This is a genomic window from Pseudomonas sp. C 49-2 (assembly GCF_003970195.1).
GTDB classification, from domain to species: Bacteria; Pseudomonadota; Gammaproteobacteria; order Pseudomonadales; family Pseudomonadaceae; genus Aquipseudomonas; species Aquipseudomonas canadensis.
The window spans coordinates 156,540-181,605 of the sequence record NZ_RXYG01000009.1 but is presented as its reverse complement, the minus strand read 5'-3'; the positions used below and the strand labels follow the sequence as shown (position 1 = coordinate 181,605).

At 60.9% G+C, this 25,066-nt stretch carries 30 protein-coding genes and 1 pseudogene; 13 read left to right on the top strand and 18 right to left on the bottom strand.

The genetic code is table 11. The features are described from left to right. Window positions 1-6: 6 nt before the first annotated feature. The 8 genes from nuoI (at window position 7) to EJ576_RS19090 (ending at window position 7,165) form a co-directional block, all read left to right on the top strand. Window positions 7-555, top strand: a complete 549-nt coding sequence (gene nuoI, locus EJ576_RS19125; RefSeq protein ID WP_003174725.1) for an NADH-quinone oxidoreductase subunit NuoI — start codon at window positions 7-9, stop codon at window positions 553-555. A 9-nt stretch (window positions 556-564) separates the two neighbouring features. Continuing rightward, complete coding sequence (gene nuoJ / locus EJ576_RS19120; protein WP_016974946.1) at window positions 565-1,068, top strand: NADH-quinone oxidoreductase subunit J; 504 nt, start codon at window positions 565-567, stop codon at window positions 1,066-1,068. 2 nt (window positions 1,069-1,070) lie between these two features. Further along, entirely contained in the window at window positions 1,071-1,379 is a 309-nt protein-coding gene (gene nuoK / locus EJ576_RS19115) for an NADH-quinone oxidoreductase subunit NuoK (RefSeq protein WP_003174727.1), read from the top strand. Continuing rightward, window positions 1,376-3,229 carry an NADH-quinone oxidoreductase subunit L gene (gene nuoL, locus EJ576_RS19110; protein WP_021492765.1) on the top strand — a complete coding sequence of 618 codons (1,854 nt, stop codon included), beginning with the start codon at window positions 1,376-1,378 and terminating at the stop codon, window positions 3,227-3,229. The genes nuoK and nuoL overlap by 4 nt, the downstream gene beginning before the upstream one ends. A 39-nt stretch (window positions 3,230-3,268) precedes the next feature. Continuing rightward, window positions 3,269-4,801 carry an NADH-quinone oxidoreductase subunit M gene (gene nuoM, locus EJ576_RS19105; protein ID WP_010209575.1) on the top strand — a complete coding sequence of 511 codons (1,533 nt, stop codon included), beginning with the start codon at window positions 3,269-3,271 and terminating at the stop codon, window positions 4,799-4,801. 7 nt (window positions 4,802-4,808) lie between these two features. Then, entirely contained in the window at window positions 4,809-6,272 is a 1,464-nt protein-coding gene (gene nuoN / locus EJ576_RS19100) for an NADH-quinone oxidoreductase subunit NuoN (protein ID WP_028616809.1), read from the top strand. A 238-nt stretch (window positions 6,273-6,510) separates the two neighbouring features. Then, window positions 6,511-6,861, top strand: coding sequence for a toxin (locus EJ576_RS19095; RefSeq protein ID WP_122729031.1), 351 nt, complete (start codon window positions 6,511-6,513; stop codon window positions 6,859-6,861). After that, on the top strand, window positions 6,851-7,165 hold the full coding sequence (locus EJ576_RS19090) for a DNA-binding transcriptional regulator (protein ID WP_033896843.1): 315 nt from the start codon (window positions 6,851-6,853) through the stop codon (window positions 7,163-7,165). Before EJ576_RS19095 ends, EJ576_RS19090 begins: the two co-directional genes overlap by 11 nt. 59 nt (window positions 7,166-7,224) lie before the next feature. Here the strand turns inward: EJ576_RS19090 and EJ576_RS19085 are convergent, their stop codons facing one another. Next, entirely contained in the window at window positions 7,225-7,977 is a 753-nt protein-coding gene (locus EJ576_RS19085) for an outer membrane beta-barrel protein (RefSeq protein ID WP_016979648.1), read from the bottom strand. 133 nt (window positions 7,978-8,110) lie between these two features. Continuing rightward, window positions 8,111-8,938 carry an arylamine N-acetyltransferase gene (locus tag EJ576_RS19080; protein ID WP_126570873.1) on the bottom strand — a complete coding sequence of 276 codons (828 nt, stop codon included), beginning with the start codon at window positions 8,936-8,938 and terminating at the stop codon, window positions 8,111-8,113. 120 nt (window positions 8,939-9,058) lie between these two features. Between EJ576_RS19080 and EJ576_RS19075 the strand changes: the two genes are divergently transcribed. After that, on the top strand, window positions 9,059-9,295 hold the full coding sequence (locus tag EJ576_RS19075; protein ID WP_028616813.1) for a DUF6555 family protein: 237 nt from the start codon (window positions 9,059-9,061) through the stop codon (window positions 9,293-9,295). 31 nt (window positions 9,296-9,326) lie between these two features. Here the strand turns inward: EJ576_RS19075 and EJ576_RS19070 are convergent, their stop codons facing one another. After that, the gene (locus EJ576_RS19070) at window positions 9,327-9,527 is read right to left on the bottom strand and encodes a DUF6021 family protein (protein ID WP_126570872.1); all 201 of its coding nucleotides are present in this window, start codon (window positions 9,525-9,527) and stop codon (window positions 9,327-9,329) included. A 14-nt stretch (window positions 9,528-9,541) separates the two neighbouring features. After that, on the bottom strand, window positions 9,542-9,718 hold the full coding sequence (locus EJ576_RS29805; protein ID WP_178083554.1) for a hypothetical protein: 177 nt from the start codon (window positions 9,716-9,718) through the stop codon (window positions 9,542-9,544). Between the two features lie 113 nt (window positions 9,719-9,831). On the opposite strand from EJ576_RS29805, the gene EJ576_RS19065 reads away from it, so the two are divergent. Further along, complete coding sequence (locus tag EJ576_RS19065; RefSeq protein WP_126570871.1) at window positions 9,832-10,353, top strand: DUF3087 domain-containing protein; 522 nt, start codon at window positions 9,832-9,834, stop codon at window positions 10,351-10,353. 107 nt (window positions 10,354-10,460) lie between these two features. On the opposite strand, the gene EJ576_RS19055 is transcribed toward EJ576_RS19065, so the two are convergent. Both EJ576_RS19055 and EJ576_RS19050 read right to left on the bottom strand, forming a co-directional pair. After that, complete coding sequence (locus tag EJ576_RS19055) at window positions 10,461-11,591, bottom strand: MFS transporter (protein WP_038850274.1); 1,131 nt, start codon at window positions 11,589-11,591, stop codon at window positions 10,461-10,463. Window positions 11,592-11,637: 46 nt separating this feature from the next. Further along, entirely contained in the window at window positions 11,638-13,002 is a 1,365-nt protein-coding gene (locus EJ576_RS19050; RefSeq protein WP_122729039.1) for an MFS transporter, read from the bottom strand. 201 nt (window positions 13,003-13,203) lie between these two features. Here EJ576_RS19050 and EJ576_RS19045 point away from each other — a divergent pair, with 201 nt between their 5' ends. Then, window positions 13,204-13,929 (top strand): carbonic anhydrase, encoded by a 726-nt coding sequence (locus EJ576_RS19045; RefSeq protein WP_122729041.1) that lies wholly within the window; start codon window positions 13,204-13,206, stop codon window positions 13,927-13,929. A 3-nt stretch (window positions 13,930-13,932) separates the two neighbouring features. Here the strand turns inward: EJ576_RS19045 and EJ576_RS19040 are convergent, their stop codons facing one another. The 11 genes and pseudogenes from EJ576_RS19040 to EJ576_RS18990 form a co-directional block, all read right to left on the bottom strand. Further along, a complete protein-coding gene (locus EJ576_RS19040) occupies window positions 13,933-14,382 on the bottom strand; it encodes an alpha/beta fold hydrolase (RefSeq protein WP_122729044.1) in 450 nt (149 codons plus the stop codon). After that, on the bottom strand, window positions 14,375-15,124 hold the full coding sequence (locus EJ576_RS19035; RefSeq protein ID WP_126570870.1) for a DNA-binding domain-containing protein: 750 nt from the start codon (window positions 15,122-15,124) through the stop codon (window positions 14,375-14,377). Before EJ576_RS19035 ends, EJ576_RS19040 begins: the two co-directional genes overlap by 8 nt. After that, window positions 15,121-15,945 (bottom strand): DUF692 domain-containing protein, encoded by an 825-nt coding sequence (locus tag EJ576_RS19030; protein WP_126570869.1) that lies wholly within the window; start codon window positions 15,943-15,945, stop codon window positions 15,121-15,123. Before EJ576_RS19030 ends, EJ576_RS19035 begins: the two co-directional genes overlap by 4 nt. 54 nt (window positions 15,946-15,999) lie before the next feature. After that, window positions 16,000-16,272 (bottom strand): hypothetical protein, encoded by a 273-nt coding sequence (locus EJ576_RS19025; RefSeq protein WP_038850270.1) that lies wholly within the window; start codon window positions 16,270-16,272, stop codon window positions 16,000-16,002. Between the two features lie 26 nt (window positions 16,273-16,298). Further along, window positions 16,299-17,060, bottom strand: a complete 762-nt coding sequence (locus tag EJ576_RS19020) for an alpha/beta fold hydrolase (RefSeq protein ID WP_126570868.1) — start codon at window positions 17,058-17,060, stop codon at window positions 16,299-16,301. A gap of 18 nt (window positions 17,061-17,078) precedes the next feature. Next, complete coding sequence (locus EJ576_RS19015; protein ID WP_016979677.1) at window positions 17,079-17,486, bottom strand: DoxX family protein; 408 nt, start codon at window positions 17,484-17,486, stop codon at window positions 17,079-17,081. After that, complete coding sequence (locus EJ576_RS19010; RefSeq protein WP_010209548.1) at window positions 17,483-17,755, bottom strand: DUF2282 domain-containing protein; 273 nt, start codon at window positions 17,753-17,755, stop codon at window positions 17,483-17,485. Before EJ576_RS19010 ends, EJ576_RS19015 begins: the two co-directional genes overlap by 4 nt. A gap of 676 nt (window positions 17,756-18,431) precedes the next feature. After that, window positions 18,432-18,890: a transposase gene (locus EJ576_RS19005; protein WP_126570867.1), complete on the bottom strand. Its 459-nt coding sequence runs from the start codon at window positions 18,888-18,890 to the stop codon at window positions 18,432-18,434. Between the two features lie 385 nt (window positions 18,891-19,275). After that, window positions 19,276-19,689, bottom strand: coding sequence for an ester cyclase (locus tag EJ576_RS19000; RefSeq protein ID WP_126570866.1), 414 nt, complete (start codon window positions 19,687-19,689; stop codon window positions 19,276-19,278). A gap of 157 nt (window positions 19,690-19,846) precedes the next feature. Further along, window positions 19,847-20,250 (bottom strand): annotated as a pseudogene (locus tag EJ576_RS18995) (EscU/YscU/HrcU family type III secretion system export apparatus switch protein); the annotation flags it as partial. A gap of 117 nt (window positions 20,251-20,367) precedes the next feature. After that, window positions 20,368-21,231, bottom strand: coding sequence for a Dyp-type peroxidase (locus EJ576_RS18990; protein WP_122729052.1), 864 nt, complete (start codon window positions 21,229-21,231; stop codon window positions 20,368-20,370). A gap of 138 nt (window positions 21,232-21,369) precedes the next feature. Between EJ576_RS18990 and EJ576_RS18985 the strand changes: the two genes are divergently transcribed. After that, complete coding sequence (locus tag EJ576_RS18985) at window positions 21,370-22,986, top strand: NADP-dependent glyceraldehyde-3-phosphate dehydrogenase (protein WP_122729054.1); 1,617 nt, start codon at window positions 21,370-21,372, stop codon at window positions 22,984-22,986. 23 nt (window positions 22,987-23,009) lie between these two features. Continuing rightward, a complete protein-coding gene (locus EJ576_RS18980) occupies window positions 23,010-24,068 on the top strand; it encodes an FUSC family protein (protein WP_123476001.1) in 1,059 nt (352 codons plus the stop codon). 181 nt (window positions 24,069-24,249) lie between these two features. Here EJ576_RS18980 and EJ576_RS18975 read toward each other — a convergent pair whose 3' ends face one another. After that, complete coding sequence (locus EJ576_RS18975; RefSeq protein WP_016977465.1) at window positions 24,250-25,008, bottom strand: TetR/AcrR family transcriptional regulator; 759 nt, start codon at window positions 25,006-25,008, stop codon at window positions 24,250-24,252. Between the last annotated feature and the right edge of the window lie 58 nt (window positions 25,009-25,066).

Here is a 25,066-nt window from a genome sequence, read left to right as displayed (position 1 = left end):
TGACCCATGTTCAAATATATTGGCGACATCGTTAAGGGTACCGGTACCCAGTTGCGAAGCCTGGTGATGGTGTTCGGTCACGGCTTCCGCAAACGCGACACCCTGCAATACCCGGAAGAAGCGGTGTACCTGCCGCCGCGCTATCGCGGCCGTATCGTGCTGACCCGCGACCCCGATGGCGAAGAGCGTTGCGTAGCCTGCAACCTGTGCGCCGTGGCGTGCCCGGTGGGTTGCATCTCCCTGCAGAAAGCTGAAACCGAAGACGGTCGCTGGTACCCGGACTTCTTCCGCATCAACTTCTCGCGCTGCATTTTCTGCGGCCTCTGCGAGGAAGCTTGCCCGACCACCGCGATCCAGCTCACACCGGATTTCGAGATGGCCGAGTTCAAACGTCAGGACCTGGTGTACGAGAAAGAAGATCTGCTGATCTCTGGTCCCGGTAAAAACCCTGATTACAACTTCTATCGTGTTGCAGGTATGGCCGTTGCCGGTAAGCCGAAAGGCGCCGCACAAAACGAAGCCGAGCCGATCAACGTGAAGAGCTTGCTGCCTTAAGGAAGAAAGATGGAATTCGCTTTCTATTTCGCGTCCGGTATTGCAGTGGTGTCCACGCTTCGCGTGATCACCAACACCAATCCTGTGCACGCCCTGCTCTACCTGATCATTTCGTTGATCGCCGTGGCCATGACCTTCTTCGCACTCGGCGCACCGTTCGCCGGTGTGCTGGAAGTGATCGCCTACGCCGGCGCCATCATGGTGCTGTTCGTGTTTGTGGTGATGATGCTAAACCTGGGGCCGGCCTCGGTCGCCCAGGAACGCGTCTGGCTCAAGCCCGGCATCTGGCTCGGCCCGGTTATCCTCGCAGCCCTGCTGCTGGGTGAACTGCTGTATGTGCTGTTCGCTCACCAGAGCGGCCAGGCCATCGGCCACACCACCGTAGACGCGAAGGCCGTGGGCATCAGCCTGTTCGGCCCGTACCTGCTGGTGGTCGAACTGGCTTCGATGCTGCTGCTCGCCGCAGCCATCACCGCCTTCCACTTGGGCCGCAACGAAGCCAAGGAGCAATGACGATGCCTGCTATCCCTTTGGAGCATGGTCTGGCGGTCGCCGGCATCCTGTTCTGCCTTGGCCTGGTCGGCCTGATGGTTCGCCGTAACATTCTGTTCGTGTTGATGAGCCTGGAAATCATGATGAACGCCGCGGCACTGGCGTTCATCGTTGCAGGTGCACGTTGGGGCCAGCCGGATGGACAAGTCATGTTCATCCTGGTGATCAGCCTGGCAGCCGCCGAGGCCAGTATCGGCCTGGCGATCCTGCTGCAACTGTATCGTCGCTTCCACACGCTTGATATCGACGCTGCCAGTGAGATGCGCGGATGAACATGATCTTTCTGACTTTCGTATTTCCCCTGATCGGTTTCCTGCTGCTGTCGTTCTCTCGCGGGCGCTGGTCGGAAAACCTCTCGGCCTTGATAGGCGTGGGCTCCATTGGCCTGTCGGCGATCGTTGCCGCCTACGTCATCTGGCAATTCAACGTGGCGCCGCCAGAAGGCGGTCACTACACCCTGGTGCTGTGGCAGTGGATGTCGGTGGAGGGCTTCAAGCCCAACTTCGCCCTCTACGTCGACGGCCTGTCGATCACCATGCTCGGCGTGGTGGTGGGTGTGGGCTTCCTGATCCACCTGTTCGCGTCCTGGTACATGCGCGGTGAAGCCGGATACTCGCGCTTCTTCTCGTACACCAACCTGTTTATCGCCAGCATGCTGTTCCTGGTGCTCGGCGATAACCTGTTGTTCCTGTACTTCGGCTGGGAAGGCGTGGGCCTGTGCTCGTACCTGTTGATCGGTTTCTACTACAGCAACCGCAACAACGGTAACGCGGCACTCAAGGCCTTTATCGTCACCCGGATCGGTGACGTGTTCATGGCCATCGGCCTGTTCATCCTGTTCCAACAGGTGGGCACACTGAATATCCAGGAACTGCTGGTGCTGGCACCGCAGAAATTCCAGGTTGGCGACTTCTGGATCACCCTGGCGACCCTGATGCTGCTGGGCGGCGCCGTGGGTAAATCCGCGCAACTGCCGCTGCAAACCTGGCTGGCAGATGCGATGGCCGGTCCTACCCCTGTTTCCGCACTGATCCACGCGGCAACCATGGTAACCGCCGGTGTCTATCTGATCGCCCGTACCCACGGCTTGTTCACCCTGGCGCCGGATATCCTGCATCTGGTGGGCATCGTTGGCGGCGTGACCCTGGTACTGGCCGGCTTCGCCGCGCTGGTGCAGACCGACATCAAGCGCATCCTCGCCTACTCGACCATGAGCCAGATCGGCTACATGTTCCTGGCCCTGGGCGTTGGCGCCTGGGACGCGGCGATCTTCCACCTGATGACCCACGCCTTCTTCAAGGCCCTGCTGTTCCTGGCTTCCGGTGCGGTGATCGTTGCCTGCCACCACGAGCAGAACATCTTCAAGATGGGCGGCCTGTGGAAGAAACTGCCACTGGCCTACGCCAGCTTCATCGTCGGTGGTGCCGCCCTCGCCGCCCTGCCGTTGGTGACCGCCGGCTTCTACTCGAAGGACGAAATCCTCTGGGAAGCCTTTGCCAGCGGTAACCAGAACCTGCTGTACGCAGGCCTGGTGGGTGCGTTCATGACCTCGCTGTACACCTTCCGCCTGATCTTCATCACCTTCCACGGTGAAGCCAAGACCGAAGCACACGCAGGCCACGGCATTTCGCACTGGTTGCCATTGTCGGTACTGATCATCCTTTCGACCTTCGTCGGCGCCATGATCACCCCGCCGCTGCACGGTGTACTGCCGCAAAGCGTCGGCCATGCCGGCGGCGAAGCCCAGCACAGCCTGGAAATCGCCTCGGGCGCCATCGCCATTGCCGGTATCCTGTTGGCCGCGCTGCTGTTCCTCGGCAAGCGTCGCTTCGTGACCGCCGTGGCCAACAGTGGCATTGGCCGTTTCCTGTCAGCCTGGTGGTTCGCTGCCTGGGGCTTCGACTGGATCTACGACAAACTGTTCGTCAAGCCTTACCTGGCCATCAGCCACATTCTGCGTAAAGACCCGCTCGACCAGACCATCGGTTTGATCCCGCGTGCCGCCAAGGCCGGCCACACCGCCCTGAGCCGCAGCGAGACCGGCCAATTGCGTTGGTATGCAGCTTCCATGGCGGCCGGTGCCGTGCTGGTGATCGGCGCCATTGTAGTGGTAGCGGTCTGATATGAACTTTGCGAACTTGCGAAAGGAAACGAGCCTGTCATGATTCTGCCCTGGCTAATCCTGATCCCCTTTATCGGCGGCCTGCTCTGCTGGATGGGTGAACGCTTCGGCGCCACCCTCCCCCGCTGGATTGCGTTGCTGACCATGTCCCTGGAACTCGCACTCGGCCTCTGGCTGTGGGCCCATGGCGACTATTCATTTGCTCCGGCACCGGGTGTCGATCCGACCTTCGCGCTTGAATTCAAGCACGTGTGGATCCAGCGCTTCGGCATCAACGTGCACCTGGCCCTCGACGGCCTGTCGCTGTTGATGATCCTGCTGACCGGCCTGCTGGGTATCCTCTCGGTACTCTGCTCCTGGAAAGAGATCCAGCGTCACGTGGGCTTCTTCCACCTGAACCTGATGTGGATCCTGGGCGGCGTTGTCGGCGTGTTCCTCGCCCTCGACCTGTTCATGTTCTTCTTCTTCTGGGAAATGATGCTGGTGCCGATGTACTTCCTCATCGCGCTCTGGGGTCACAGTTCTTCGGACGGCAAGAAAACCCGCATCTACGCGGCGACCAAGTTCTTCATCTTCACCCAGGCTTCCGGCCTGATCATGTTGGTGGCGATCCTGGGCCTGGTACTGGTCAACTTCAACAACACCGGCGTGATTACCTTCAACTACGCCGACCTGTTGAAAACCAAGATGTCCCTGACCACCGAGTACATCCTGATGCTGGGCTTCTTCATCGCGTTCGCGGTGAAGCTGCCGGTGGTGCCGTTCCACTCCTGGCTGCCGGATGCCCACGCACAGGCGCCGACCGCCGGTTCCGTGGACTTGGCCGGTATCCTGCTGAAGACGGCGGCCTACGGCCTGCTGCGTTTCGCACTGCCACTGTTCCCGAATGCTTCGGCGGAGTTCGCGCCGATCGCCATGACCCTGGGTCTGATCGGGATCTTCTACGGTGCGTTCCTGGCCTTCGCACAAACCGACATCAAGCGTCTGATTGCCTTCTCGTCCGTTTCCCACATGGGGTTCGTACTGATCGGCATCTACTCCGGCAGCCAACTGGCGCTGCAAGGTGCAGTCATCCAGATGTTGGCGCACGGTGTCTCGGCCGCTGCCCTCTTTATCCTGAGTGGCCAGTTGTACGAGCGCCTGCACACCCGTGACATGCGTGAAATGGGTGGCGTGTGGTCGCGCATCGCGTACCTGCCGGCGATCAGCCTGTTCTTCGCCGCCGCGTCCCTGGGCTTGCCGGGCACCGGCAACTTCATCGGCGAGTTCCTGATCCTGATGGGTGCATTCGTGCAAACACCGTGGATCAGTGCGATTGCTACCTCCGGCCTGGTGTTTGGTTCGGTTTACTCGCTGATCATGATCCACCGCGCCTACTTCGGCCCGGCCAAGTCCGACACCGTCCTGCAAGGGATGGATGCTCGCGAACTGATCATGGTGCTCGGCCTTGCGGTGCTGCTGATATACATCGGCGTGTACCCGCAACCGTTCCTGGACACTTCTGCCGCGACGATGCATGGCGTGCAGCAGTGGTTCGGCACCGCCTTCTCTCAACTCGCTTCGGCCCGGTAAGAGCGCTATGGAATTCACGATCCAACACTTTATCGCGCTTGCGCCGCTGCTGATTACCAGCCTCACCATCGTGGTGGTGATGCTGGCAATCGCCTGGCGCCGCAATCATTCGCAAACGTTCCTGCTGTCTTGTGCCGGCCTCAACCTGGCCCTGCTGTCGATCATCCCGGCCCTCAAGGTCGCGCCATTGGCGGTCACGCCGTTGATGATGGTGGATGACTTCGCCCTGCTGTATATCGCGCTGATCCTGGTCGCGACCCTGGCGTGCGTCACCCTCGCCCACGCCTATATGGGCGAAGGCGGCACCGGCTACCCAGGCAACAAGGAAGAGCTGTACCTGCTGATCCTGCTGGCTGCGGCCGGCGGTATCGTGCTGGTCAGCGCACAGCACCTGGCGGGCCTGTTCATCGGCCTGGAACTGCTGTCGATCCCGACCTACGGCCTGGTGGCCTACGCCTTCTTCAACAAGCGCTCCCTGGAAGCCGGCATCAAGTACATGGTGCTGTCGGCCGCCGGTTCCGCGTTCCTGTTGTTCGGTATGGCCCTGCTCTACGCCGAAGCCGGCAGCCTGAGCTTCACCGGTATCGGTCACGCCTTGGCCACCACCAACATGCCTGCGCCAATCGCCCAACTGGGCCTGGCCATGATGTTGATCGGCCTGGCGTTCAAGCTGTCGCTGGTGCCCTTCCACCTGTGGACCCCGGACGTGTACGAAGGCGCCCCGGCGCCAGTGGCTGCGTTCCTGGCCACGGCGTCGAAGGTTGCCGTGTTTGCGGTGATGGTGCGTCTGTTCCAAATCTCCCCTGCTGCCAACACCGGCGTGCTGAGCACCGTGCTGACCGTGATCGCCATCGCGTCGATCCTGTTCGGTAACCTGCTGGCCCTGACCCAGAACAACCTCAAGCGTCTGCTGGGTTACTCGTCCATCGCACACTTCGGCTACCTGCTGATCGCCCTGGTGGCAAGCAAAGGCCTGGCCGTGGAAGCCATGGGCGTGTACCTGGTCACCTACGTGATCACCAGCCTGGGTGCATTCGGCGTAATCACGCTGATGTCTTCGCCGTTCAAAGGCCGTGACGCCGACGCCCTGTACGAGTATCGCGGCCTATTCTGGCGCCGTCCGTACCTGACCGCCGTACTGACCGTGATGATGCTGTCCTTGGCCGGTATTCCGCTGACCGCAGGCTTCATCGGCAAGTTCTACATCGTCGCCACCGGTGTCGAAGCCCACGAATGGTGGTTGGTGGCCTCCCTGGTACTGGGCAGCGCCATCGGCGTGTTCTACTACCTGCGCGTGATGGTCACCCTGTACCTGATCGAGCCAAACCTGCGCCGTGTGGATGCCGAGCTGCATTGGGAACAGAAGGCAGGCGGCGTGATGCTGCTGGCCATCGCCCTGCTCGCGTTCTTCCTGGGCGTTTACCCACAACCGTTGCTCACCCTGGTGCAGCACGCGGTGCTGGGCGTTTGATCGCTTAGCGGGATGCAGTAAACAAGACGGCGCCTTCGGGCGCCGTTTTGCGTTTCAGGGGCAGGGGTTTTTACCCTCCCCTATTCACGGAAATTTCCTCGCCCGCCTGCCTCCCCATCCGGCATCTACCCGATGAAGGCCGCCGTATGGTGTCTGCGTTTTAGGAAAGTTCCCACAGCAGGGTCACTTGACCCTTTGCGAGTGGGCCACCAAACTATACGCAGTCTACGTACAAAACATGGATGCTCTATTTATCGAACTGCCGGCCTTCGGGCGGCATCGCAAGGACTATCTGAGTGACGAGCTTTTCCAGGGTTTTCAACAAGAGTTGATGAAGAACCCGGAAGCAGGAGATGCGATCGAGGGAACAGGCGGACTGCGCAAAGTTCGCTTCATCGATGAGCGACGCAACAAAGGCAAGCGCGGTGGCCTGCGGGTCATTTACTACTGGTGGTCGGGCGGCACGCAATTCTGGCTGTTCACCCTGTACGGCAAGCACGAACAGGATGACCTGACACCACAGCACAAAAAAGCCCTAAAACGCATGCTGGACAGGGAAATCAAAGCGAGAACACATCATGAAACGTGAAATATTTTCCGAACTGGTCGAAGGCTTCGACGCCCTGGCAGACGAACGCCAAGGCAAAGTCACCCTGCGGACCCACAAGGTTCACCTTAAAAACCTGGCGCCACTCACCGCTGAGGAAGTGGTCGCCGTGCGCCAACAACTCAACCTCTCCCGGTCGGTGTTCGCCATGTACCTGCGCACCAACACCCGCACCCTGGAAAACTGGGAGCAAGGCCGGGCCAAGCCGAATGCCCAGGCTGCCACGCTGATTCGCCTGGTGGCACGTTTTCCTGAGACCGTGGCGCAACTTGCCGCTTTGGGTTGATCTGCAATTGCCTTAAAAAAAACGCCCCGGATATTCGGGGCGTTTTTCGGTACATGGCGTCAGAACGCGATACCGACCTTGAAGCCGTACTCGTTGCGCTTGAGCTTGGTGTTATCGGCCACTTCAGAATCACCGTCGAGTTTGTACTCGGTGCGGGTGTAGTACAGGCCCGCGACCACCGGCAGGTCGCCCTTCTGATTCATCAGCAGGCTGACCTCAGCGTAAGGGTTGGTGCGGTCCTTGAGGTCCACGGTGTCGCTGCCGAAATCATCGACCTTGAGCTTGGTACGGCCGTCGATGGTGCGACGGGCGCCGGCTTCGACACGCAGGGTCATGTCATCGAACTGATGGTTGTAGCCCAGGGCCGCCTTGGCGAACGGCGACTTGTTGGTGAGCTTCACATCGAGGTCATTGATCTCTGGCTCGTAGCGCGTCCAGCTGTAGCCACCGCCGACGATCACGTCGACAAAGTTGCGCGCATCCAGCGCGGCACGCCAGCCGAGGTCAAGGTCGGCCTGGCCTTCCTTGAGTTTGTTGTCGCTCTTTTCGCCGTACTTGGCTTCGATACCGGCCTGGTAGATAAAGCCGGATTCAGCGGTGAGCTTGTTGCCGAAGTTATAGAACAGGCCCGCCTCGGGCATGTGGCTCTTGTCGCTTTCGCTGCCCCCTTCGAATTTGAAATCGTTATAGCTGCCTAGGATCCCGAAGGTGGAAATCGGGTCAGTGGACGGTGCGGCGAACACCGCAGCAGGCGCAGCGACCAACGCCAGCAGCGAGGAACCCTTGAGGAATTTTCCGAATAGCTTGGACATCGTTTTACATCTCCTTGTCTGGTGAGCAAATTATTCAGGAACCGGTTCGAACCCCGGCCGGCGCCAAAGGTTCGAATTAATTTGCGATGATTTGGAGGTAAAACGGTTCAGCGAAGGCTCTATCTCAATACTGTTATGAATTAGCCACTAACAAGCCATCAAGGACTGCCCGCAGCGCCGGCGTTTCCGACACGCGAATCCCGAAGGTTTCAGTCAATATCTGCAACACCTCGTCGGCACTGGCGAAGGTGCGCTTTTCACTCGGCCGGTCCAGGTAGTGAATCGCATAATGGGCGTTGTTCAAGGTATGGCGCTTACCCGCAGCCAAGCGCGCGACTTTCAACTGGCCAATGAAGACCGAATCCGGGTGGGTGGAGACATACCAGTTGCCGATTTCATAATCGATGGCCGCCTGCACCTGCAGATCGAACACATACAGGCCACGCCACTCCTCGACCACTTGCGCCCACAGGGTGTAACTGCCCTGCCCGTCGAAGGTCAACCGATAAGGCTCATGGGCCGTGGCCTGCACCGCCTCGGTGTCCAACAGCAACGGACTGCTGGGCACCATGCCGCCAAAGCCGACATCGGTGAGATAGCGCACGCCATCCAACGTCACCAGGCTCAAACGATGAGTCCGCGCCGTGCGCGCATCCGGCGCCCCGCCCATCACCACCCGCCCGGTGATGCCGCGCGCGTCAAAGCCAAGTTCCTGCAATAACGCCAGGAACATCTGGTTCAACTCGTAGCAATACCCGCCCCGCCCTTCCAGCAGTACTTTCTGCTCGACGCTCGGCAGGTCGATGGGCACTGGCAGACGCATCAGACTCGACAAATTCTCGAAAGCAAAGGTGCACACATGGCGCAATTGCAGGTCCTGCAGGGTTTGCAGGGTCGGCGCTGGCGGCGAGTCATAGCCCAGGCGTTGCAGATAGAGGCGGCTATGGGTCAACAGTGACATGGCGCAATCCTTGGGCACGGGATGAAGCCGACACTATGCCGCGTCGACGTGCAGATTGTCATTTTGAATGAACCTTTTTGAGCGCTGCCCTATCCATCTATAACAACACAGGGAGGCAACATGAGTACCGCAAAAATCTACACCATCAATTATCAGCTGCACGGCAAACCGAAATCCTTTGTGGTGCGCGCCGAAGTGATGAACAACGCCGAGGCCTGGCACTGGGCGGCGGTGGATGCCGATATCGCCCATGTGAGCCGCGTGGGGCGGGTTGGGCACGAGCAAGTGAAGAAGACGACCCGACCGTGGGCGGAGAAATATGGCATCACTGAAGTCACCTGGATCGCGCCCAAGTAAATGAAAGCCCCGCTCAATGGCGGGGCTAGTTTTATGGCTTCAAGTCGCCCAACGGGTCATAAGGCGGCTTTTTTTCATCCTTGTCTTTATTCTCCTTATCCAACGGCGCAATCGCCGGCCCGATAGGATCCACCTGCGGATCCGCCACATCCGGCGAATCCGGGTCAAACCCCAACTCATCCTTGCCACTGGAATGCTCGCCCGAAGCCGGGCCTTTTGGTGTGTTACTCACGGCGTTCTCCTCGTTCAGAGCGGGCGGGCCTTGTCGTGCAGGTTTTCCAGGTCTTCTTCGACGCGTTCCACGTCGTCGCCCTGACGCTCCGCCGGGTCGTTGGGGCGCAACGCATCGTTGTCGCGCTCTTCTTCTCCGGGTGTGCGGTCAGGGTTTGGGGTGCCGGGGGGTGGCTGGTTGTAGTCGGACATGATGGTTCACCTCAAGGGGTCTACACAGGTTTAGAGAAACCGCCGTGCGCCATCGTTCAACTTGTTTGCCCAAGCGTGAGATGATGCCCACCCCTTCTTGAGGCATGAACCGGATGTTCGAGCTCAAACCCTGCGACCCTGTCACCTTCCGTCAACAGACCCGGCGCAGCACCCTGATTGTGGCGGTGCTGTTCGTGGCCCTGGCGATGTTGCTGTCGAGCCTGGCGGTGATGCTGTTTGGCGAGCCTGGCGGGGATAATTTCCGCTTTAATGTCGGCGGGGTATTCGCCGGGGTGCTGATTACGGTGGCGCTGGTGCGCGGTCCGTTCTGGTCTCAGCCGTGGCTGGCGGCGGCGGTGTATGGCTGGCAACTCAAGCGCAACCTGATGAGCGTGACCAATGTGATGCACAAGGTCAGCGAGCGGGTGCAGGCGAATGACCCGACGGCGATCAAGGTGCTGCGCTTTTATCACTTGGGCCTGACGCAGATGCATGAACTGGACGCCAACTCCAGCGCCCAGGTGCAACTGGTCGCTGAGGTCGAAGCGCATAAGGCCAAGATGCAAGCGCTGGGGATCGACCCCGAGCAGACCCGGTTCGACCCCGCTTGGCTCGACGCGTTTAAAAGCGCTTAGGCCAGCACGCCGATGCGTTGCGGTCGAGGTGGTCGGGGGCCGGCAGTCCCTCCTTGTCCAGCACACCTACGAAGTCTTCTTGATGGGACACGCACACCCTCACATCGTCAGTTGGAAATTTTTGCCCGCCAGCAGAACACCGCGCTGACGGCAATCGCCGCACCGGCCAGGCCAAACACCCAGGGCGCCGAGGCGATCGGCAGCAACAAGCCGGCGAGCAGGGGCCCGAGGCCGGCGCCGATATCGCGCCACACGGCGTTCGAGGCCAGCGCCGACACGCGCAGGGAACCGGGGTTGCGCTCGGCCACCAATGTCGTCACCAGCGGAAGTTGCAGCGCACGCAGCACCAGCACCGCCGCCGCGCCGACAATCACCCAGTAACTGCCGAATGCGGTCAGGGCCAGGGCACTCAGGAACGAAAACAGCAGCAGCATCGAGGTTGCGCCAAACCGCTGGGCGGCGCGACCGCCCAGGGGGCTCAGGAGCATTTCCGAGACGTACCGCAGCGCCATCAGGCCACCGGCGATCAGCACAGCATCGCCACCCAGCAGCTTCTGCGCCTGGATCGACAGGCCGAAGATAAACAGGCCGTCCAGCGCCACCCCCTCGATAAACGACCACATCGCCACACTGTCCGGCCACTTGAAGCGCCGCCCCGGTGTGCTGTGCAAATCATGCCCGACCGTAGGCAAGCCACGCGCCATCCACAAGCCCACCAGGCAGCACCCAGCCAGAATCAGAAAGATCGGACGTGGCCCGGCCATCAATGTCAGCCAGCCGCCCAACGGCAAAGCCAGCATCGGCCCGAGGGCGATCAGCGCGCGGGAACGCCCGGCCCGGCGTGCGGCACCGGCAGGTTCCGAGGTGGCCAATACTTGAGTCGAAAGGTTCAGCGCAGCAAAACACAGGCCCCACACCAACCGCAGACAGAGCAAGGCGGCGAACCCGGACAGCAACGAGTTGCCCACGGCGCACAGGGTGGCTGCGCCGGCGGCGATCATGCAGGTCAGGCGGTCGCCGTTGCGCGCGTAGAAATTCAGCACATGGCGGTAGCCGAAAATCCGCACCAGGCGGTTGGCCGCCAGCAGCACACCGGCCTGGGCCAGGGTGATGCCGAAGGCCTGGGATTCCATCGGCAGCAGCAGGTAGAGCAACACGTCACTGGGCAGGCATAACGCCAGGGTCAGCGCGGCGCGGCGGGAGTGCGTATCAGCGGTGCGAAGGGCCAGGCTGGACATAAATCTGAAACATCCCGAAATATTCAGGTCGCCACGGTAGCGTTAATCAGCCCTTTTTCCCATAGGGTAACAACCGCAGACCGCTGGCCACGGCCCCGACCAAGGCAAACCCGCAGCCCAGCCATAGCGCATATTGCGGCCCGCTGCCCAGGGACAGGTGAAAACACAAGGCCACCAACGACGCGCCCAACGTCTGCCCCAACAACCGCGAAATCGCCACGATGCCACTGGCCCCGCCGCTGCGGGCCAACGGCGCACTGGTCATCAAGGCCTTGAGGTTGGGCGACTGGAAGAAGCCGAAGCCCGCGCCACACAGCGCCATGCGCCAGCCGATATCCAATGCCGACGCGCCGCTGCCCAGGGTCGCGAGCGCGGCCATGCCCACGCTGAGCATCAACAGGCCGATGCCGCACAGCACGCCCAGGTTCACGCGGTCGGCCAAGCGCCCCGCCACCAGCGCCATCACCGCCACAACAGCGGGCCAGGGTGTCATCAGGAAACCGGTTTCCACCTGGCTATGCCCCAGCACCGCCTGCAACAGGAACGGCAGCGACACAAACGCCAGGCCCTGGGCGCTGAACGCGCAAATAGCAGTGAGGGATGACAAGGCAAACACCGGACGTTTGAACAGGTCCAGCGCCAGCATCGGTGCCGGGTGCCCGGCCTGGCGCCGCAGCAGCAATGCACCGCACACCAGTGCCAAGGCAATCAGTCCCAAGGTCAAGGCGCCCTGGGCGCCGTGCACCGCCGTGCCAAGACCCAACACCAACAAGGCAAACAGCCCCGCGCACAACGCGGCGGCAAGACGGTCGAAGGCATGCCCGGTCATCGGCAGGGTCGGCAACGAGCGCAGGCCCAACGTCAGTGCCAGCAAGCCCAAGGGCACATTGATCAGGTATAGCCAGTGCCAGGTCGCCACCGACAGAATCGCCGACGCAGCGGTCGGCCCCAGGGTAAACGCCAGTCCCACCACCAGCGAGTTGTAACCCAGCCCCCGCCCCAACATTTTTGACGGATAGATATGCCGCAGCAGCGCCGTGTTCACGCTCATGATCGCCGCCGCGCCCAGCCCCTGCACCACCCGCGCCGCCGTCAGGGTGACCAGCGAGCCGGCCAGCCCGCAAAACAGCGACGAGACAATAAACAACAGCAACCCGCCGAGATACACCCGGCGATGCCCCAGCACATCACTGAGGGACGCAAACGGCAACACCGTGGCGATGATCGCCAACTGGTAGGCATTCACCACCCAGATCACCGAGGCGGAATCGGTGCCAATCCCCTCGGCCAGGGTCGGCAAGGCCGTGTTGACGATGGCCGTGTCCAGGGTCGCCATGCCGATCCCCAGGGAGATCGCAATCACGGCCGGCAGGCGTTTATTGAGGGGCAACCCATCGGCAACAGAAGACATGGACAATCCGCGCAGGTGACAAAGGCGTTTAGATTACGGGTAGAGCGTTTTTTTTTCAGTGGCCGATGGCCTGGCTGTCAGAATTTTCATGTTGACGGCCACGCGATTCCCGACAAAAAAACGGACAGCGCCTACATTTCCCCTCGACCATTCTTTGCACCCTTGGCGTTTCTTCTCTTAACGAACCGGAGAGCGCCGCCCATGCACAAGCAGCCACCCCTGACCCATGACCGTCGACAATTCCTACGCCTTGCTACGGTCGGCGCTGGCGCCCTGATGCTCACGGGCGCGTTACCTGCAGCGCTCGCACACGCCTCGCCGGCACCGAAGGCGGCCAATAACCTCAACCCACAACAAGCCCTGGCCAGGTTGATGGAAGGCAACGGTCGCTATGCCGAAGGCGTCACCAAGCGCCATGAATTCATGAGCGGGCGCGAGGCATTGGAGGGCGGGCAGAATCCGTTCGTAGCGGTCCTGAGCTGCGCTGATTCACGGATTACTCCGGAATACGCCTTCGATACCGGCCTTGGCGACCTGTTTGCCGTACGGGTGGCGGGTAACTTCGTGACCGACGACGGGCTCGCCAGCCTCGAATACGCGGTGGCGGTGCTTGGCACGCCGTTGATCATGGTGCTCGGGCACGACAGCTGCGGCGCCCTTGCCGCCGGGGTGAAAGCCACCAAGGACAACGCCACGTTCCCCGGCAAGATCCAGGGCCTGGCCGACGCGTTCAAGCCGTCGGTGCGCAAGGTCTTGAAAGCGCCTGGCGATCTGCTTGCGAACGCCATTGCGCAAAATGTCAGCGACACGGTAGCGCGGCTCAAGGCCGAGTCGACGCTGCTGGCGGACGCCCTGGCCGCCGGCAAACTGCACATTGTCGGCGGTATCTACAGGTTGCACAGTGGCCGGGTCGAGCTGATCGACTGACCCTCAACGCCAGTGCCCGGTGCTGGCCATCAACCCCACGGCTTGCGCAAAACCCGCCTGGGGCGCGGTGTTCAGCGTGACCAGCCCGACACAGCGGCTCGGCTTCAACGTCGCGGCCCGCGCAGCGATCCGTGCGCCCTGCTCCGCACCGGCGAACACCGCTTCTGGGATGTGCAGCGCATTCATCAGGTCGAGCACATCCTGGCCAAGCACAGCGTCGTCTGCCGTGCGCAAGTACGGCACGATCACCCGAAAGCCCTGGGCAGCCAGCGGCGCCGTCACCTCGGAGAACGCCCTGACATCTGCCCCCAGCAAAATGATCGCCCGGCCCTCCTCCGGCCCAAACTGTTCATACCGGATCTCCTGGTCATCGGTGCTCACCTGTTGCACCGCCAACGCCGGCGCGGCCATGACCACCGCCGCCAGCAGCAAAAAACCACGACGATCAAACATGACTGACTCCCACTATTAATTCACTGCCCAGCCAACCGGCCAGGTATTCCCCTGCCTGCATCACACCCGCTTCTTCCCCCAGGCGCTGCACCAGGAACTCACACAGCCCGGCGAAACTGCCGTCGGCCTGCAGCTGTTGCACGGCCAGTAGCTCCAGCGCATCCACCTGGCGTAAACGCGACGTGAACTGCCGACGCCACACCAGCAAGCCACCCGCCTGTTCCAGCATCACCGCTTCCGGCGCGGGCGCTTCCTGCCACAGCGCCGACCAGATGGCCTCGGCATTGGTGGTCAGGGCGTGGCAGCGCAACGACGGCGTCAGTTGCAACACGGCCGTGTCCCAATCCAGCTCGGCCACGACCTCCAGGGCCAACGGCTGCGCGTCAGCGGCGACAAAAGCCTCATTCAGGGCCGACTCGATCCAGGCGAGTTCATGCACATCCGGGTTGCGCGGGAACACCTCCTTCAAGGTGGCGTAGAAGCCCTCCGGATACGCGTCCAGCGTCCAGCCGTGGGGTGGATGGTTGTCGATATGGGTGATGCTCGCCGCCAGAAAGGCCTCCTCTCCAACCCAACGGCGCAGGTTGGGAAACGCCTGCTCCAGGCACCCGACCAACTGCGCGCGGTAGTTGTTCTGGTACACCGCCAGGCCGGCGTGATGATTGCCCAGCGACTGCGCGGATTCATCCGACGCACTCACCAACCAGCGGCGAAAGGTGTGCTGTAGCTGCGCCAGGTTCATCGTTGCGCTCCCAACGTGCGGGCCATGGCCAATTCCTGGAGCAGCTCGGCAAGTGGCGGGATCTCATCGTCGCGCTCGATCATGGTCGCCACCGGGCCCAGCCGGCTCATGGCCTCGGCGTACAGCTCCCAGACGCCGCTGCACACCGGGCTGTCATGGCTGTCGATCAAGATGTCACGGCCTTGACTGTGACCGGCCAGGTGCACCTGGCGCACACGTTCGGCGGGAATCCCCTTGAGAAACGCCAGGGCGTCGAAACCGTGATTGCTGGCACTGACGAACACATTGTTGACGTCCAGCAGCAACTCGCAGCCGGTACGCTGGGCCATGGCCGCGATAAATTCCCACTCGGTCATGGAAGCGCCTTCGAACGCCAGGTAACTCGAGGGGTTCTCTAACAACATCGTGCGGCCCAGCACGTCCTGGGCCTGATGGATGTTGGCGCAGACCCGGTCCAGGGCTTCATGGGTGTAGGGCACTGGCAACAAGTCATGGGAGTTGAAGTCACCGCTGCGCGACCAACTCAGGTGGTCGGACACAAACAGCGGTTCAATCTCGTCTACCAGCGCCTTGAGGCGCTTCAAGTAATCCCCGTCCAGCCCTTCGGCGGTGCCGATGGACATGGACACGCCGTGCAGCGCCACCGGATACCGTTCGCGCACCTGACGTAAAATGTGCCGGGGCTGGCCGCCCGCGACCATGAAGTTTTCGGAGATCACTTCGACAAAATCCACAGGCACCGAAGTCTCCAGGAAGTCGCAGTAATGCTCCTTGCGCAGCCCCAGGCCGTAGCCTGAAAAGTGAGGGTTGGATGTCGACATGGCGGATCTCCGCAAAGAATAAGTGGCGAGCCCGCAAGGGGCCCGCCGGGTGGATTACTTCGGTTCAGTCAGTGTGCCGCCAGCCTTGAGGCACTCGGACGGGGTCTTGACGATCACGCCTTCGCCTTTGCAGCTGTTGAGGCCCTTGCAGTCGTTCTTGGCGGTGGCACACAGGCTGGTGCCTTTGCAGGTGTTGACGCCGTAGCAGCGGCCGGGTTTTTCCGGTTGGTCGGCGGCGCTGGCAGCGGTGGCGAACGAAGCGGACGCCATGGCGATCAGGGCAGCAGCGGCAGCGAGGCTCAGGCGGGATTTGAGTGCAGTGTTCATGGGTGTTTCTCCGGGGTTGGGGTGAGTTACTTGATTACGGAAGCAGCGTCTTCGATGACTTTCGCCACAGCCTCAGGCTGGGACATGTACACCGAGTGGCTGGCCTTGATTTCGGTAACCTTGGAACCGGCGCGCTTGTACATCCAACGCTGCAGGTCCGGGCTCAGGGCACGGTCTTCGGTGGAGACCACGGCGTAGGTCGGTTTTTTGTGCCAGGCCGCAGCCCACACGGTGCCGCCGAACAAGGCGGTGGTCGCCGGCACTTGGGAGGCGGCCATGAAGTCGGTGCGGTTGGTGGTCAGGTCGGCTGCAAAGTCGGCGTTGAACTTGGTGCGGTCGAAGAACAGATGACCGTCGCGGCTGGCCTTGATGTCATCGCTGGGCGCCGGCATCGAGCCGATCAACTGGGCCATGTTCTCGCCCACTTCTGGCTGCAGCGCCGAGACGTAGACCAGCGACTTGACCTTGTCACGGTCACCGGCAATCGAGATCACCCCGCCACCGGAGCTGTGGCCCACCAGCACCACCGGGCCGACTTGCTGTTCCAGCACTTCACGCGCCTCGGCCACATCGGCGGCCAGGCTTTCGTGGCCCTGGTGCACCACGGTGACCTTGTAGCCTTTGTGAATCAGGATGTCGTGCACCACACGCCAGCCGGAACCGTCAACAAACGAACCGGGCACGATCACCACGCTTTTACCGGTACCGGGTTGTGGGGCATCCGCCGCCTGGGCCAACATCGGAACGGTCAGGGCCATGGCAATGGCCAGTGAAGAAAGCATACGCATTGGAAATCTCCATCAAAGTTAAGAACGTTTGCCTGAGATCAGGCGGTCCAACGACCAGGCCCCACCGCCGTACGCCAACAGCGGCAACAACAAACCCGCCCAGGTCAGGTGCACCGGCCACGCTGCGGGGTACACAAACACCTCGATCACCAGGGTCATGCCCAACAGCGCAGCCGCGGCCGGACGGGTCAGCAGGCCGAGCACCAGCAATAGCGGGAACAGGTGCTCGGCGTAAGTCGCCAGGTGCGCAGCCCAATCAGGCGGAATCAGCGGCAAGGCGTATTCCGAACGGAACAGCGTGTAGGTCGACGGCTTGAGTTCAAGAAAACCCGTGACCTTGGTGCGCCCCGACAAGAAGAACACCGCCGCGATCGCCACCCGCGCCACCAGCAACAGCAGGGCTTCGGGGAGCAGGCGCTGGATCACGGTTGCTCCGTCAGGCTGCCAAAGCCTTTAGGGGTCTTGATCTGGGTGCAGGTGCCTTTGTCCACCAGCACCCAGGCGTTGCCCTGGTAATCGGTGGTGGAGGTGGCGGCGCACGAAGTGCCAGCGCCTGCGGCGCAATCGTTGGCACCGGCAAGGGCCACGCCGAAGCATTTTTCCTGGGGCTTGGGTTCATCGGCATGGGCCACGGCCGCGAAGGCGCTGAGGGACAGGGCGAGAGTTGCCGCGAGGGCTGCGTAAGGACGCTTCATGGGGTGAGTCTCCTGGCTTGACTGAGTGTGGCCAGGGCGCCTTGGGGTCGGTGACCGCCTGCGCCAGCTGGTGAACAGAGTTAAAGCCAGGCGTGTATCCGGTCTGTGTCGCGAACGCGATAGAACGTCATGCGGGTGTATCAGGAGGGTGCGGGGATACAGTTCGATACACAGTCAATAAAACAGTGCCAAAACCCTAGCGTTTTATTCGGCATCCAGAACGACACAATTAGAAAAATTCGCCTTTCCGATGGACAAGTCACTGCTGATCTCCGATGAATCCAAGGCGCTCAAACGCTATCGCCTGCTGGAAACCACCCGCGCCTACGCCTTGGCCTTTCGCCGGAAACCCGGCTGGCGCTGTACGGCCCGGAAATCAACACCATCCGCGCGGCGCTCGACTGGGCGCGGTTGCAGGAGCCTAAGTTGCGCATCGCCTCCCTGTCCCGCTTCCAGCACCGATAAAGACGTCAATCTAGAATGATTTTCTGTGGTGAGCGGGGCTGTTGTGGTGAGCGGGCTTGCCCCGCGCCGGGCTGCGAAGCGGCCCTAAAGCCACACGACCCGGTTACAACTGGAAATATGCGGTGACTGGATTGGGGCCGCTTCGCGCCCCAGCGCGGGGCAAGCCCGCTCACCACAACCACAACCAAAGCCATTCTCAGTTGGAGCTCAATCAAAGCCAAACCGCGTCCCACAGCGAGTAATCACCTACCCGATCAACCAACCCTGCCCGCAACGGGTTCGCGATGATGTAACGGGCCATCTTGCGAATATCATCCTCTTCACGCACCGCCCTATCGTGATAGCCGGGCTGCCAGACACGCTCCTTGCTTCGGCGACGACGGTTGATGGTCAGCGTGCTACATGACTTGATACTTCGCATTACATCGGCCAGGGTCTTTTGCTTCAGTTCAAATAGCCAGTGGATATGGTCAGGCATGATGACCCAGGCTAGAGAGTCGATATGACCAAGCTCATGGGCGTTCCGGAACTCGACAACCAGCAAACGCCCCAGGAACAAGTCGGTAAACAGTCGTTGGCGGTTATGGACGACGATGGTGATGAAGTAGCTGCGGCCGTGTTCCGAATAACGTCCGTGACGCAGGCGGTGGGATTGAGGTGCTGGGCGCAAATCCGTTGCTCCTGGAGAAATCCTGAGAGCATCAACGTTAGCGGCAGATTTAACGTGAGCCCGGCTTATTTATTGACGGGATATATCTAGAGCTAAGTGAACAAACTCTCTGTGGTGAGCGGGCTTGCCCCGCGCTGGGCTGCGAAGCGGCCCTAAAACCAGACAACCCGGTTCTAACTGGAAACATGCGGCGACTGGATTGGGGCCGAAAAGAAAATCGTCGTCAGCGAAGACACCAACCCGCAGATGTTCGATGGGACCAGATCCAGGATCTTCAAGCAGGATGGTTTGCTCAAGCCCAATGGCGCTGAATACCACGATGTAGACACCCCCTGAAGCCCGACACACCGGGCCCTGCTGCATGGGGCCCGGCTTTGGGAAACCGTCAGTTTTTGTCAAAGCCCAACTGCCGGTACAGCGTTTTCATATCGTAGTAGTCGGTGCTCTTCACGATCTCACCGTCCTTGATCCTGATCACGCAGCAACCATCGACATTGATCGCCTTGTGAGAGGCGCCGTGGCCGAACAGCTCGCCCTCATGGGTTCCCGTCATATGCCACTGGATCGTCCCGCCATGCTCGCCAAGGCTGATGAAGTCGCTGATGACCTTGAAATCGGGCAAGGCCTTTCTGATCAGGTCGAAGAAGTCACCCAGCTCGGGCCGTCCTCGCATGGTTAGCCCCGCGGCCTTGTCTTCATAGACAGTAGCCTCTGAAAAAATCCCGAGAAAATCGGCTTTGGAGGTGCCAGACCAGAGGTCAGCCCATTTCTGAATCAATTCACGATTTGTATCTGTCATGGTGAAACTCCCTTGAGCGCAGGAGGCGGAGCAACGGAAATCTCCCGTCGACCCCACCGTTCATTACGCTGACAGATACAACCTCAGCTCCTGCCGAGCAGATACTTCCTCTGTAACAAAAGCGTTCAACAAGCGTAGCCCGGCCACTGCCTAAATCAACCGCGCGGCCATCGGTAGTGCCGATCATCATCGACGCGCGGCTCAAGCCGAGCTTGGTGGCCAAGGCCTGCATCTCGTTGCGCTGGCGCCGGCGCTGGCTCTTGATCAGCGCTGCATCATCACGTCCACACCGCCCACCAGGATGAACGCGCAGAGCACGGTGAATACCAGCGGCTTGAGTACCAGGAAAAACGTCGACTCCATCAAGGCCTGCAACGCATGCTTGCCGACCACGTAGAACGCGATCGCCAGCACCTGCACCTTGATCAGGCCCTTGATGAACTCCACCAGGTTGCGCAGGGCAAATATCTTCTTCATGCCCTCCGCCGGGTTGATGCGCTTGAACTCGGGCTTGATCGGGTCGGTCGAGAACACAAAACCGCGCATGGTGACGATGCCGCTGTTTGCGCAGATGGTATGCAAAACAGTTGATGGCCGCCTGCCGCGTAATCTAAAAAACCCACCACCCTGTAGAAGTCGGCTCCCTCGCCACAACAAGCCGGCTCCTACAGTTTCGATTTACGGCGTGATCGAACTCAGGTCGAGGTGCCCATCCTTGATCGGCGGGCACCAGTAGTAACCACCGGTCAACGGTGTGCTGATGCGGTACAGGCCATCGACAATCCCATCTTCCAGCCCACTCATGCGGCGCAGTTGCGCTTCGAATGCATCGAAAGAGTGGCCGAACGCAAGGAACATCAACCCGGCCTGGCCGTTCTCGGCCCAAGGCATGGACCGGCGCACCACGAAGGCTTCCGGGGTGAAGCTTTCCTGGGCGGTACGCTTGGTGTGAGCGGACTCGGGGGCGTCGTCGAGTTCTTCGTTGTCGCCATGACGGCGGCCGATGATGTGGTCGCGTTCTTGCGCGGGCAAGGCCGCGAAGCCATCGAGGTCGTGCTGCCATTGCTGGATCGCGGCAAAGCTGGCGCCGCTGTCGGTCAGGGCCGCTTCAACCGCCGCGTCATCGTGGGGGTTTTCGGTGCCATCTTCGTAGTCGGTGAGGTCGAAGCCGGTCTTGTAGCGGAAGCCTTCGGTCATCTGCACCAGGCGAAACGCCGGGGCCAGCGCTTTTTCAAATGCGCGGCTGCGCAACAGCAATTCACCGCGATCCACGCCGTGCAGCCACACCCACAACGCCTGTTGGGTTGTCGGGTTGTGCGCGCCCGGCCCGCTGACCGTGGGGAATGTGCGCAGGCCTTCAATCCGGGCGCCCAAGGCAGTTACCAGCGGCTCACCAAAACCGACCACCGCCGCCGAATCGGTCAACTGCACCAGCGCATCCAACGCAGCGGGCACGGCGGCCAGCGAATCCACGGCGAAAAACAGATGACGTGCCTGCAATGGCACCGGTGCGGCAAGAATGCCCGGCTGGTACTGACTCATGTGAACTCCTTCTGAAAAGCCGCGCAGTTTAACCTTCAGCCACAGCGCTGCGTACAAGAAAGCGCGCAAGCCTTGCCATAGAGCCTGTTGTTGGGTGACTCTCTAGTCATGTTTTGCAACTATTCCAGGGGTAGCGACATGACCACCAGTAACCTGCTCACCCAGCTGTTTCCCGCCTCCGCCACCGAGATTCCCGAGCAATTCCAGCTGGGGGCGCCCATTGAACAGCGTGATTACCTGGTCGACGGCCAGTTGCAGGTGTGGAACGGCCCGTTGGCCAAGGTGCAAAGCCCGGTGCAGTTTGGCGACGAACGTGTGCATATCGGCAGCACACCGCTGCTGGACGCCGACACCGCCCTCACCGCTCTGGATGCCGCCGTGCGTGCCTATGACCGTGGTCAGGGAGAATGGCCGACGATGCGCGTGGCCGAACGTATCCAGCACGTCGAAGCCTTTCTGCGGCGCATGCGTGAACAGCGCGACGCGGTGGTCAAACTGCTGATGTGGGAAATCGGCAAAAACCTCAAGGACTCGCAGAAAGAATTCGACCGCACCTGCGACTACATCACCGACACCATCAATGCCCTCAAGGAACTCGACCGCCGCTCCAGCCGCTTCGAGCTGGAACAGGACACCCTCGGCCAGATCCGTCGCGTGCCGCTGGGCGTAGCGTTGTGCATGGGCCCCTATAACTACCCGCTGAACGAAACCTTCACCACGCTGATCCCGGCGTTGATCATGGGCAACACCGTGGTGTTCAAACCGGCCAAGCTGGGCGTACTGCTGATCCGCCCTTTGCTGGAAGCGTTCCGCGACAGCTTCCCGGCCGGGGTGATCAATGTGATCTACGGCAGCGGCCGCGAAACCGTCAGCGCGCTGATGGCCAGTGGCAAGATCGATATCTTCGCGTTTATTGGCACCAATAAAGCCGCCAGTGACTTGAAGAAACTGCATCCCAAGCCGCATCGCCTGCGTGCCGCGCTGGGCCTGGACGCGAAAAATCCCGGCATCGTGCTGCCCGAAGTCGACCTGGATAATGCCGTCAGCGAAGCGGTCACCGGTTCCTTGTCGTTCAATGGCCAGCGCTGCACCGCGTTGAAAATCCTCTTCGTGCATGAAGACGTGGTCGACCGCTTCATCGAGAAATTCAACCAGAAGTTGTCCACGCTCAAACCCGGCATGCCGTGGGAAGACGGCGTGGCGCTGACGCCATTGCCCGAAGCGGGCAAGGTGGATTACCTCAACGGCTTGGTGGCGGATGCCGCGCAGCACGGTGCCAAGGTGGTGAATGAGCATGGCGCTGAAAGCCGTGGATCGTTCTTTTACCCGGCGGTGCTGTACCCGGTGAACCCGCAGATGCGTGTGTACCACGAGGAGCAGTTCGGCCCGGTGGTGCCGATCGTGCCCTACCGCGACCTGGAAACCGTGATCGACTACGTGCTCGATTCCGATTTCGGCCAACAGTTGAGCATTTTCGGCACCAACGCCGTGCAAGTCGGGCGCCTGGTGGACACCTTCGCCAACCAGGTCGGCCGGATCAATATCAACGCCCAGTGCCAGCGCGGCCCGGACACGTTCCCGTTCAACGGGCGCAAGAACTCGGCCGAGGGCACGCTGTCGGTGCATGACGCATTGCGCGTGTTTTCGATCCGCACGCTGGTGGCGACCAAGTTCCAGGAGAGCAACAAGGCGCTGGTCAGCGACATATTGCGCAACCGCGATTCAAGCTTCCTGACCACCGATTACATTTTCTAGAGGACGATTCGTCGTTGATTAACCTGCATCTGCCTGTGTTTGCCCGGCGCCTGTTGCGCCCCCTGCTCGACCCGTACCGCCGCTATCGCCATGCCAAGCTGATCCACGCCGTGCGCGTGTCCATCGGCTTGCTGGCGACGATCCTGCTGACCACCGGCATCAACCTGCCTCACGGTGAGTGGGCATCGGTGACCATGCTGATCGTGATCGGCGGTTTGCAGCACCACGGCAATATCGGCAAGAAAGCCGTGGAGCGTGCCTATGGCACCTTGATCGGCGCCAGCGTCGGCCTGGCGCTGGTGCTGCAACAGGCATGGCTGGGCCAGCCGTTGCTGACCTATCTGCTGATGTCAGTGGTGTGCGGGTTCTTTTCCTATCACGCCATCGGCAAGGGCGGCTATATCGCGCTGCTGTCGGCGATCACGGTGTTTATCGTCGCCGGGCATGGTGACAATCCGGTCTCGGACGGATTGTGGCGCACCGTGGATATCCTGATCGGCATCGTGTTGGCGCTGGCCTTTTCCTTCGCCCTGCCGCTGTATGCGGTGTATTCGTGGCGTTACAACCTGGCCAGTGCATTGCGCGATTGCGCCGCTATTTATAGCCGGATCATCAATGGCCAGTCGGTCACCGATGACGAGCATCTCAAGCTGCTCAATCGCTTGAATGCGTCGATGGTGCAACTGCGTTCGTTGATGCCGTCCGTGTCAAAGGAAGTGCGGATTTCCATGACCGAACTCGACGCGATCCAGCGCCATTTGCGCATGTGTATCAGCACCCTGGAGATTCTTGGCAATACCCGACCCGATCCGCGGGATGAACAGGTGATGGCGCGGATGCAGGTAATGTTAAAAGCTGAACATCGGCAGATTCGAGTGCAGTTGGTGGGGATGGCGCGGGCGTTGAAGTCGGGGGTGACGGAGCGGTTGGAGCGGCCAAGTCATACCGGTGGTGAACCGGCGCTGGACGTACCGGTGTATAGCGCACTGGATGGCTATCGATTGCTGACAGTGCAACTGGCACAGAACACGGATGCGATGCGTCAGCGGTTGGCCAAGAGCGCCGGGCACTGGAAAATCTGAATCCTCTGAGCAAAAAAGGATAATTTCGACGGATTGACAGATTTCAAGAATTTCACACTTTGCCTTACAAAGTTTTCACGTTTTATTCACATCCTGGAACGTAGTGTGAAGCCTCATCCGTTACAAATGTTGCACATCAAGCCCGCCGCCCCAGCGGGCTTTTTTTTGCCTGGGATTTGAGTCAACGCGCGGCCTTGCTCGCTGGCGCGGCAGATTGCTCGCGAATCGCGCGCTGGGTATCCAGCACCTTGGCCAAGGCATGTTCCGCCTCAGGGCTTTGCTGCGGCACGCGAATCGCTGCCGACACCAACGTGATCAACTTGGCCATCACCTCGGCATCCGTGGCCGGGCGGCCCAGGCTCATGGAGTTCATCAGCAGGCGCAGTTCGGTACCGGCCATCACCCCGGAAATCGCCTTGAGGGCAAATTGCAGGCGCACGCCGAGCTCATTGCGCGGCAGGTCCGGCAGGGCCAGGGCAAAGGCTTCGAAGAACCGCTGGAACACCGGCTGGTAGTGAACCTTGAGGTATTCCTGGATAAACGGCGACGTGTCGCTGTACACCCGCCCCAGGAAACGGATGAATGAACGCCCTTCCCCACTGGCGCTGGCGGGATCGCTGCGCTCCAGGCCCATGGCCGGGGCAAACAGCACGCCGAGCAACGTGTCGCAGTCCAGAGGGCCGTCGGACTCAGCCTCACAGCGCGCGAGCAGTTCCAGGCGCTGCTCGTTGAGCGGTTCCAGGCGCTGCTTGAGCAGGGTCTGCATCAGGGAGTCCTTGTCCCCGAAGTGGTAGTTCACCGCGGCCAGGTTCACCTGGGCACGCTCGGTAATCTGCCGAAGCAGAACGGCGTCGTAGCCATACTTTATGAAGAGAGCCTCTGTCGCATCCAGCAATCGAGTCTTGGTGATGTTTGGAGCGCTGACTTTCTTCGCGACCATAGAAGTTCCACGTAGGAAATATTGTTTAAAAAAATAATTTGATTTTTTATACCGGGGC

Coding starts and splice junctions, on each gene's coding strand:
- EJ576_RS19055 (WP_038850274.1), bottom strand. CDS start 11,591: ATGTCCAGCCTGGCCCTTCGCACCGCTGATACGCACTCCCGCCGCGCC.
- EJ576_RS18985 (WP_122729054.1), top strand. CDS start 21,370: ATGACCACCAGTAACCTGCTCACCCAGCTGTTTCCCGCCTCCGCCACC.
- EJ576_RS19000 (WP_126570866.1), bottom strand. CDS start 19,689: ATGACAGATACAAATCGTGAATTGATTCAGAAATGGGCTGACCTCTGG.
- nuoN (WP_028616809.1), top strand. CDS start 4,809: ATGGAATTCACGATCCAACACTTTATCGCGCTTGCGCCGCTGCTGATT.
- EJ576_RS19085 (WP_016979648.1), bottom strand. CDS start 7,977: ATGTCCAAGCTATTCGGAAAATTCCTCAAGGGTTCCTCGCTGCTGGCG.
- EJ576_RS19095 (WP_122729031.1), top strand. CDS start 6,511: ATGGATGCTCTATTTATCGAACTGCCGGCCTTCGGGCGGCATCGCAAG.
- nuoM (WP_010209575.1), top strand. CDS start 3,269: ATGATTCTGCCCTGGCTAATCCTGATCCCCTTTATCGGCGGCCTGCTC.
- EJ576_RS19040 (WP_122729044.1), bottom strand. CDS start 14,382: ATGTTTGATCGTCGTGGTTTTTTGCTGCTGGCGGCGGTGGTCATGGCC.
- EJ576_RS19045 (WP_122729041.1), top strand. CDS start 13,204: ATGCACAAGCAGCCACCCCTGACCCATGACCGTCGACAATTCCTACGC.
- EJ576_RS19080 (WP_126570873.1), bottom strand. CDS start 8,938: ATGTCACTGTTGACCCATAGCCGCCTCTATCTGCAACGCCTGGGCTAT.
- EJ576_RS18990 (WP_122729052.1), bottom strand. CDS start 21,231: ATGAGTCAGTACCAGCCGGGCATTCTTGCCGCACCGGTGCCATTGCAG.
- EJ576_RS19065 (WP_126570871.1), top strand. CDS start 9,832: ATGTTCGAGCTCAAACCCTGCGACCCTGTCACCTTCCGTCAACAGACC.
- EJ576_RS19020 (WP_126570868.1), bottom strand. CDS start 17,060: ATGCGTATGCTTTCTTCACTGGCCATTGCCATGGCCCTGACCGTTCCG.
- EJ576_RS19025 (WP_038850270.1), bottom strand. CDS start 16,272: ATGAACACTGCACTCAAATCCCGCCTGAGCCTCGCTGCCGCTGCTGCC.
- EJ576_RS19050 (WP_122729039.1), bottom strand. CDS start 13,002: ATGTCTTCTGTTGCCGATGGGTTGCCCCTCAATAAACGCCTGCCGGCC.
- nuoL (WP_021492765.1), top strand. CDS start 1,376: ATGAACATGATCTTTCTGACTTTCGTATTTCCCCTGATCGGTTTCCTG.
- EJ576_RS29805 (WP_178083554.1), bottom strand. CDS start 9,718: ATGTCCGACTACAACCAGCCACCCCCCGGCACCCCAAACCCTGACCGC.
- EJ576_RS19090 (WP_033896843.1), top strand. CDS start 6,851: ATGAAACGTGAAATATTTTCCGAACTGGTCGAAGGCTTCGACGCCCTG.
- EJ576_RS19035 (WP_126570870.1), bottom strand. CDS start 15,124: ATGAACCTGGCGCAGCTACAGCACACCTTTCGCCGCTGGTTGGTGAGT.
- EJ576_RS18975 (WP_016977465.1), bottom strand. CDS start 25,008: ATGGTCGCGAAGAAAGTCAGCGCTCCAAACATCACCAAGACTCGATTG.
- EJ576_RS19010 (WP_010209548.1), bottom strand. CDS start 17,755: ATGAAGCGTCCTTACGCAGCCCTCGCGGCAACTCTCGCCCTGTCCCTC.
- EJ576_RS19030 (WP_126570869.1), bottom strand. CDS start 15,945: ATGTCGACATCCAACCCTCACTTTTCAGGCTACGGCCTGGGGCTGCGC.
- nuoI (WP_003174725.1), top strand. CDS start 7: ATGTTCAAATATATTGGCGACATCGTTAAGGGTACCGGTACCCAGTTG.
- nuoJ (WP_016974946.1), top strand. CDS start 565: ATGGAATTCGCTTTCTATTTCGCGTCCGGTATTGCAGTGGTGTCCACG.
- EJ576_RS19075 (WP_028616813.1), top strand. CDS start 9,059: ATGAGTACCGCAAAAATCTACACCATCAATTATCAGCTGCACGGCAAA.
- nuoK (WP_003174727.1), top strand. CDS start 1,071: ATGCCTGCTATCCCTTTGGAGCATGGTCTGGCGGTCGCCGGCATCCTG.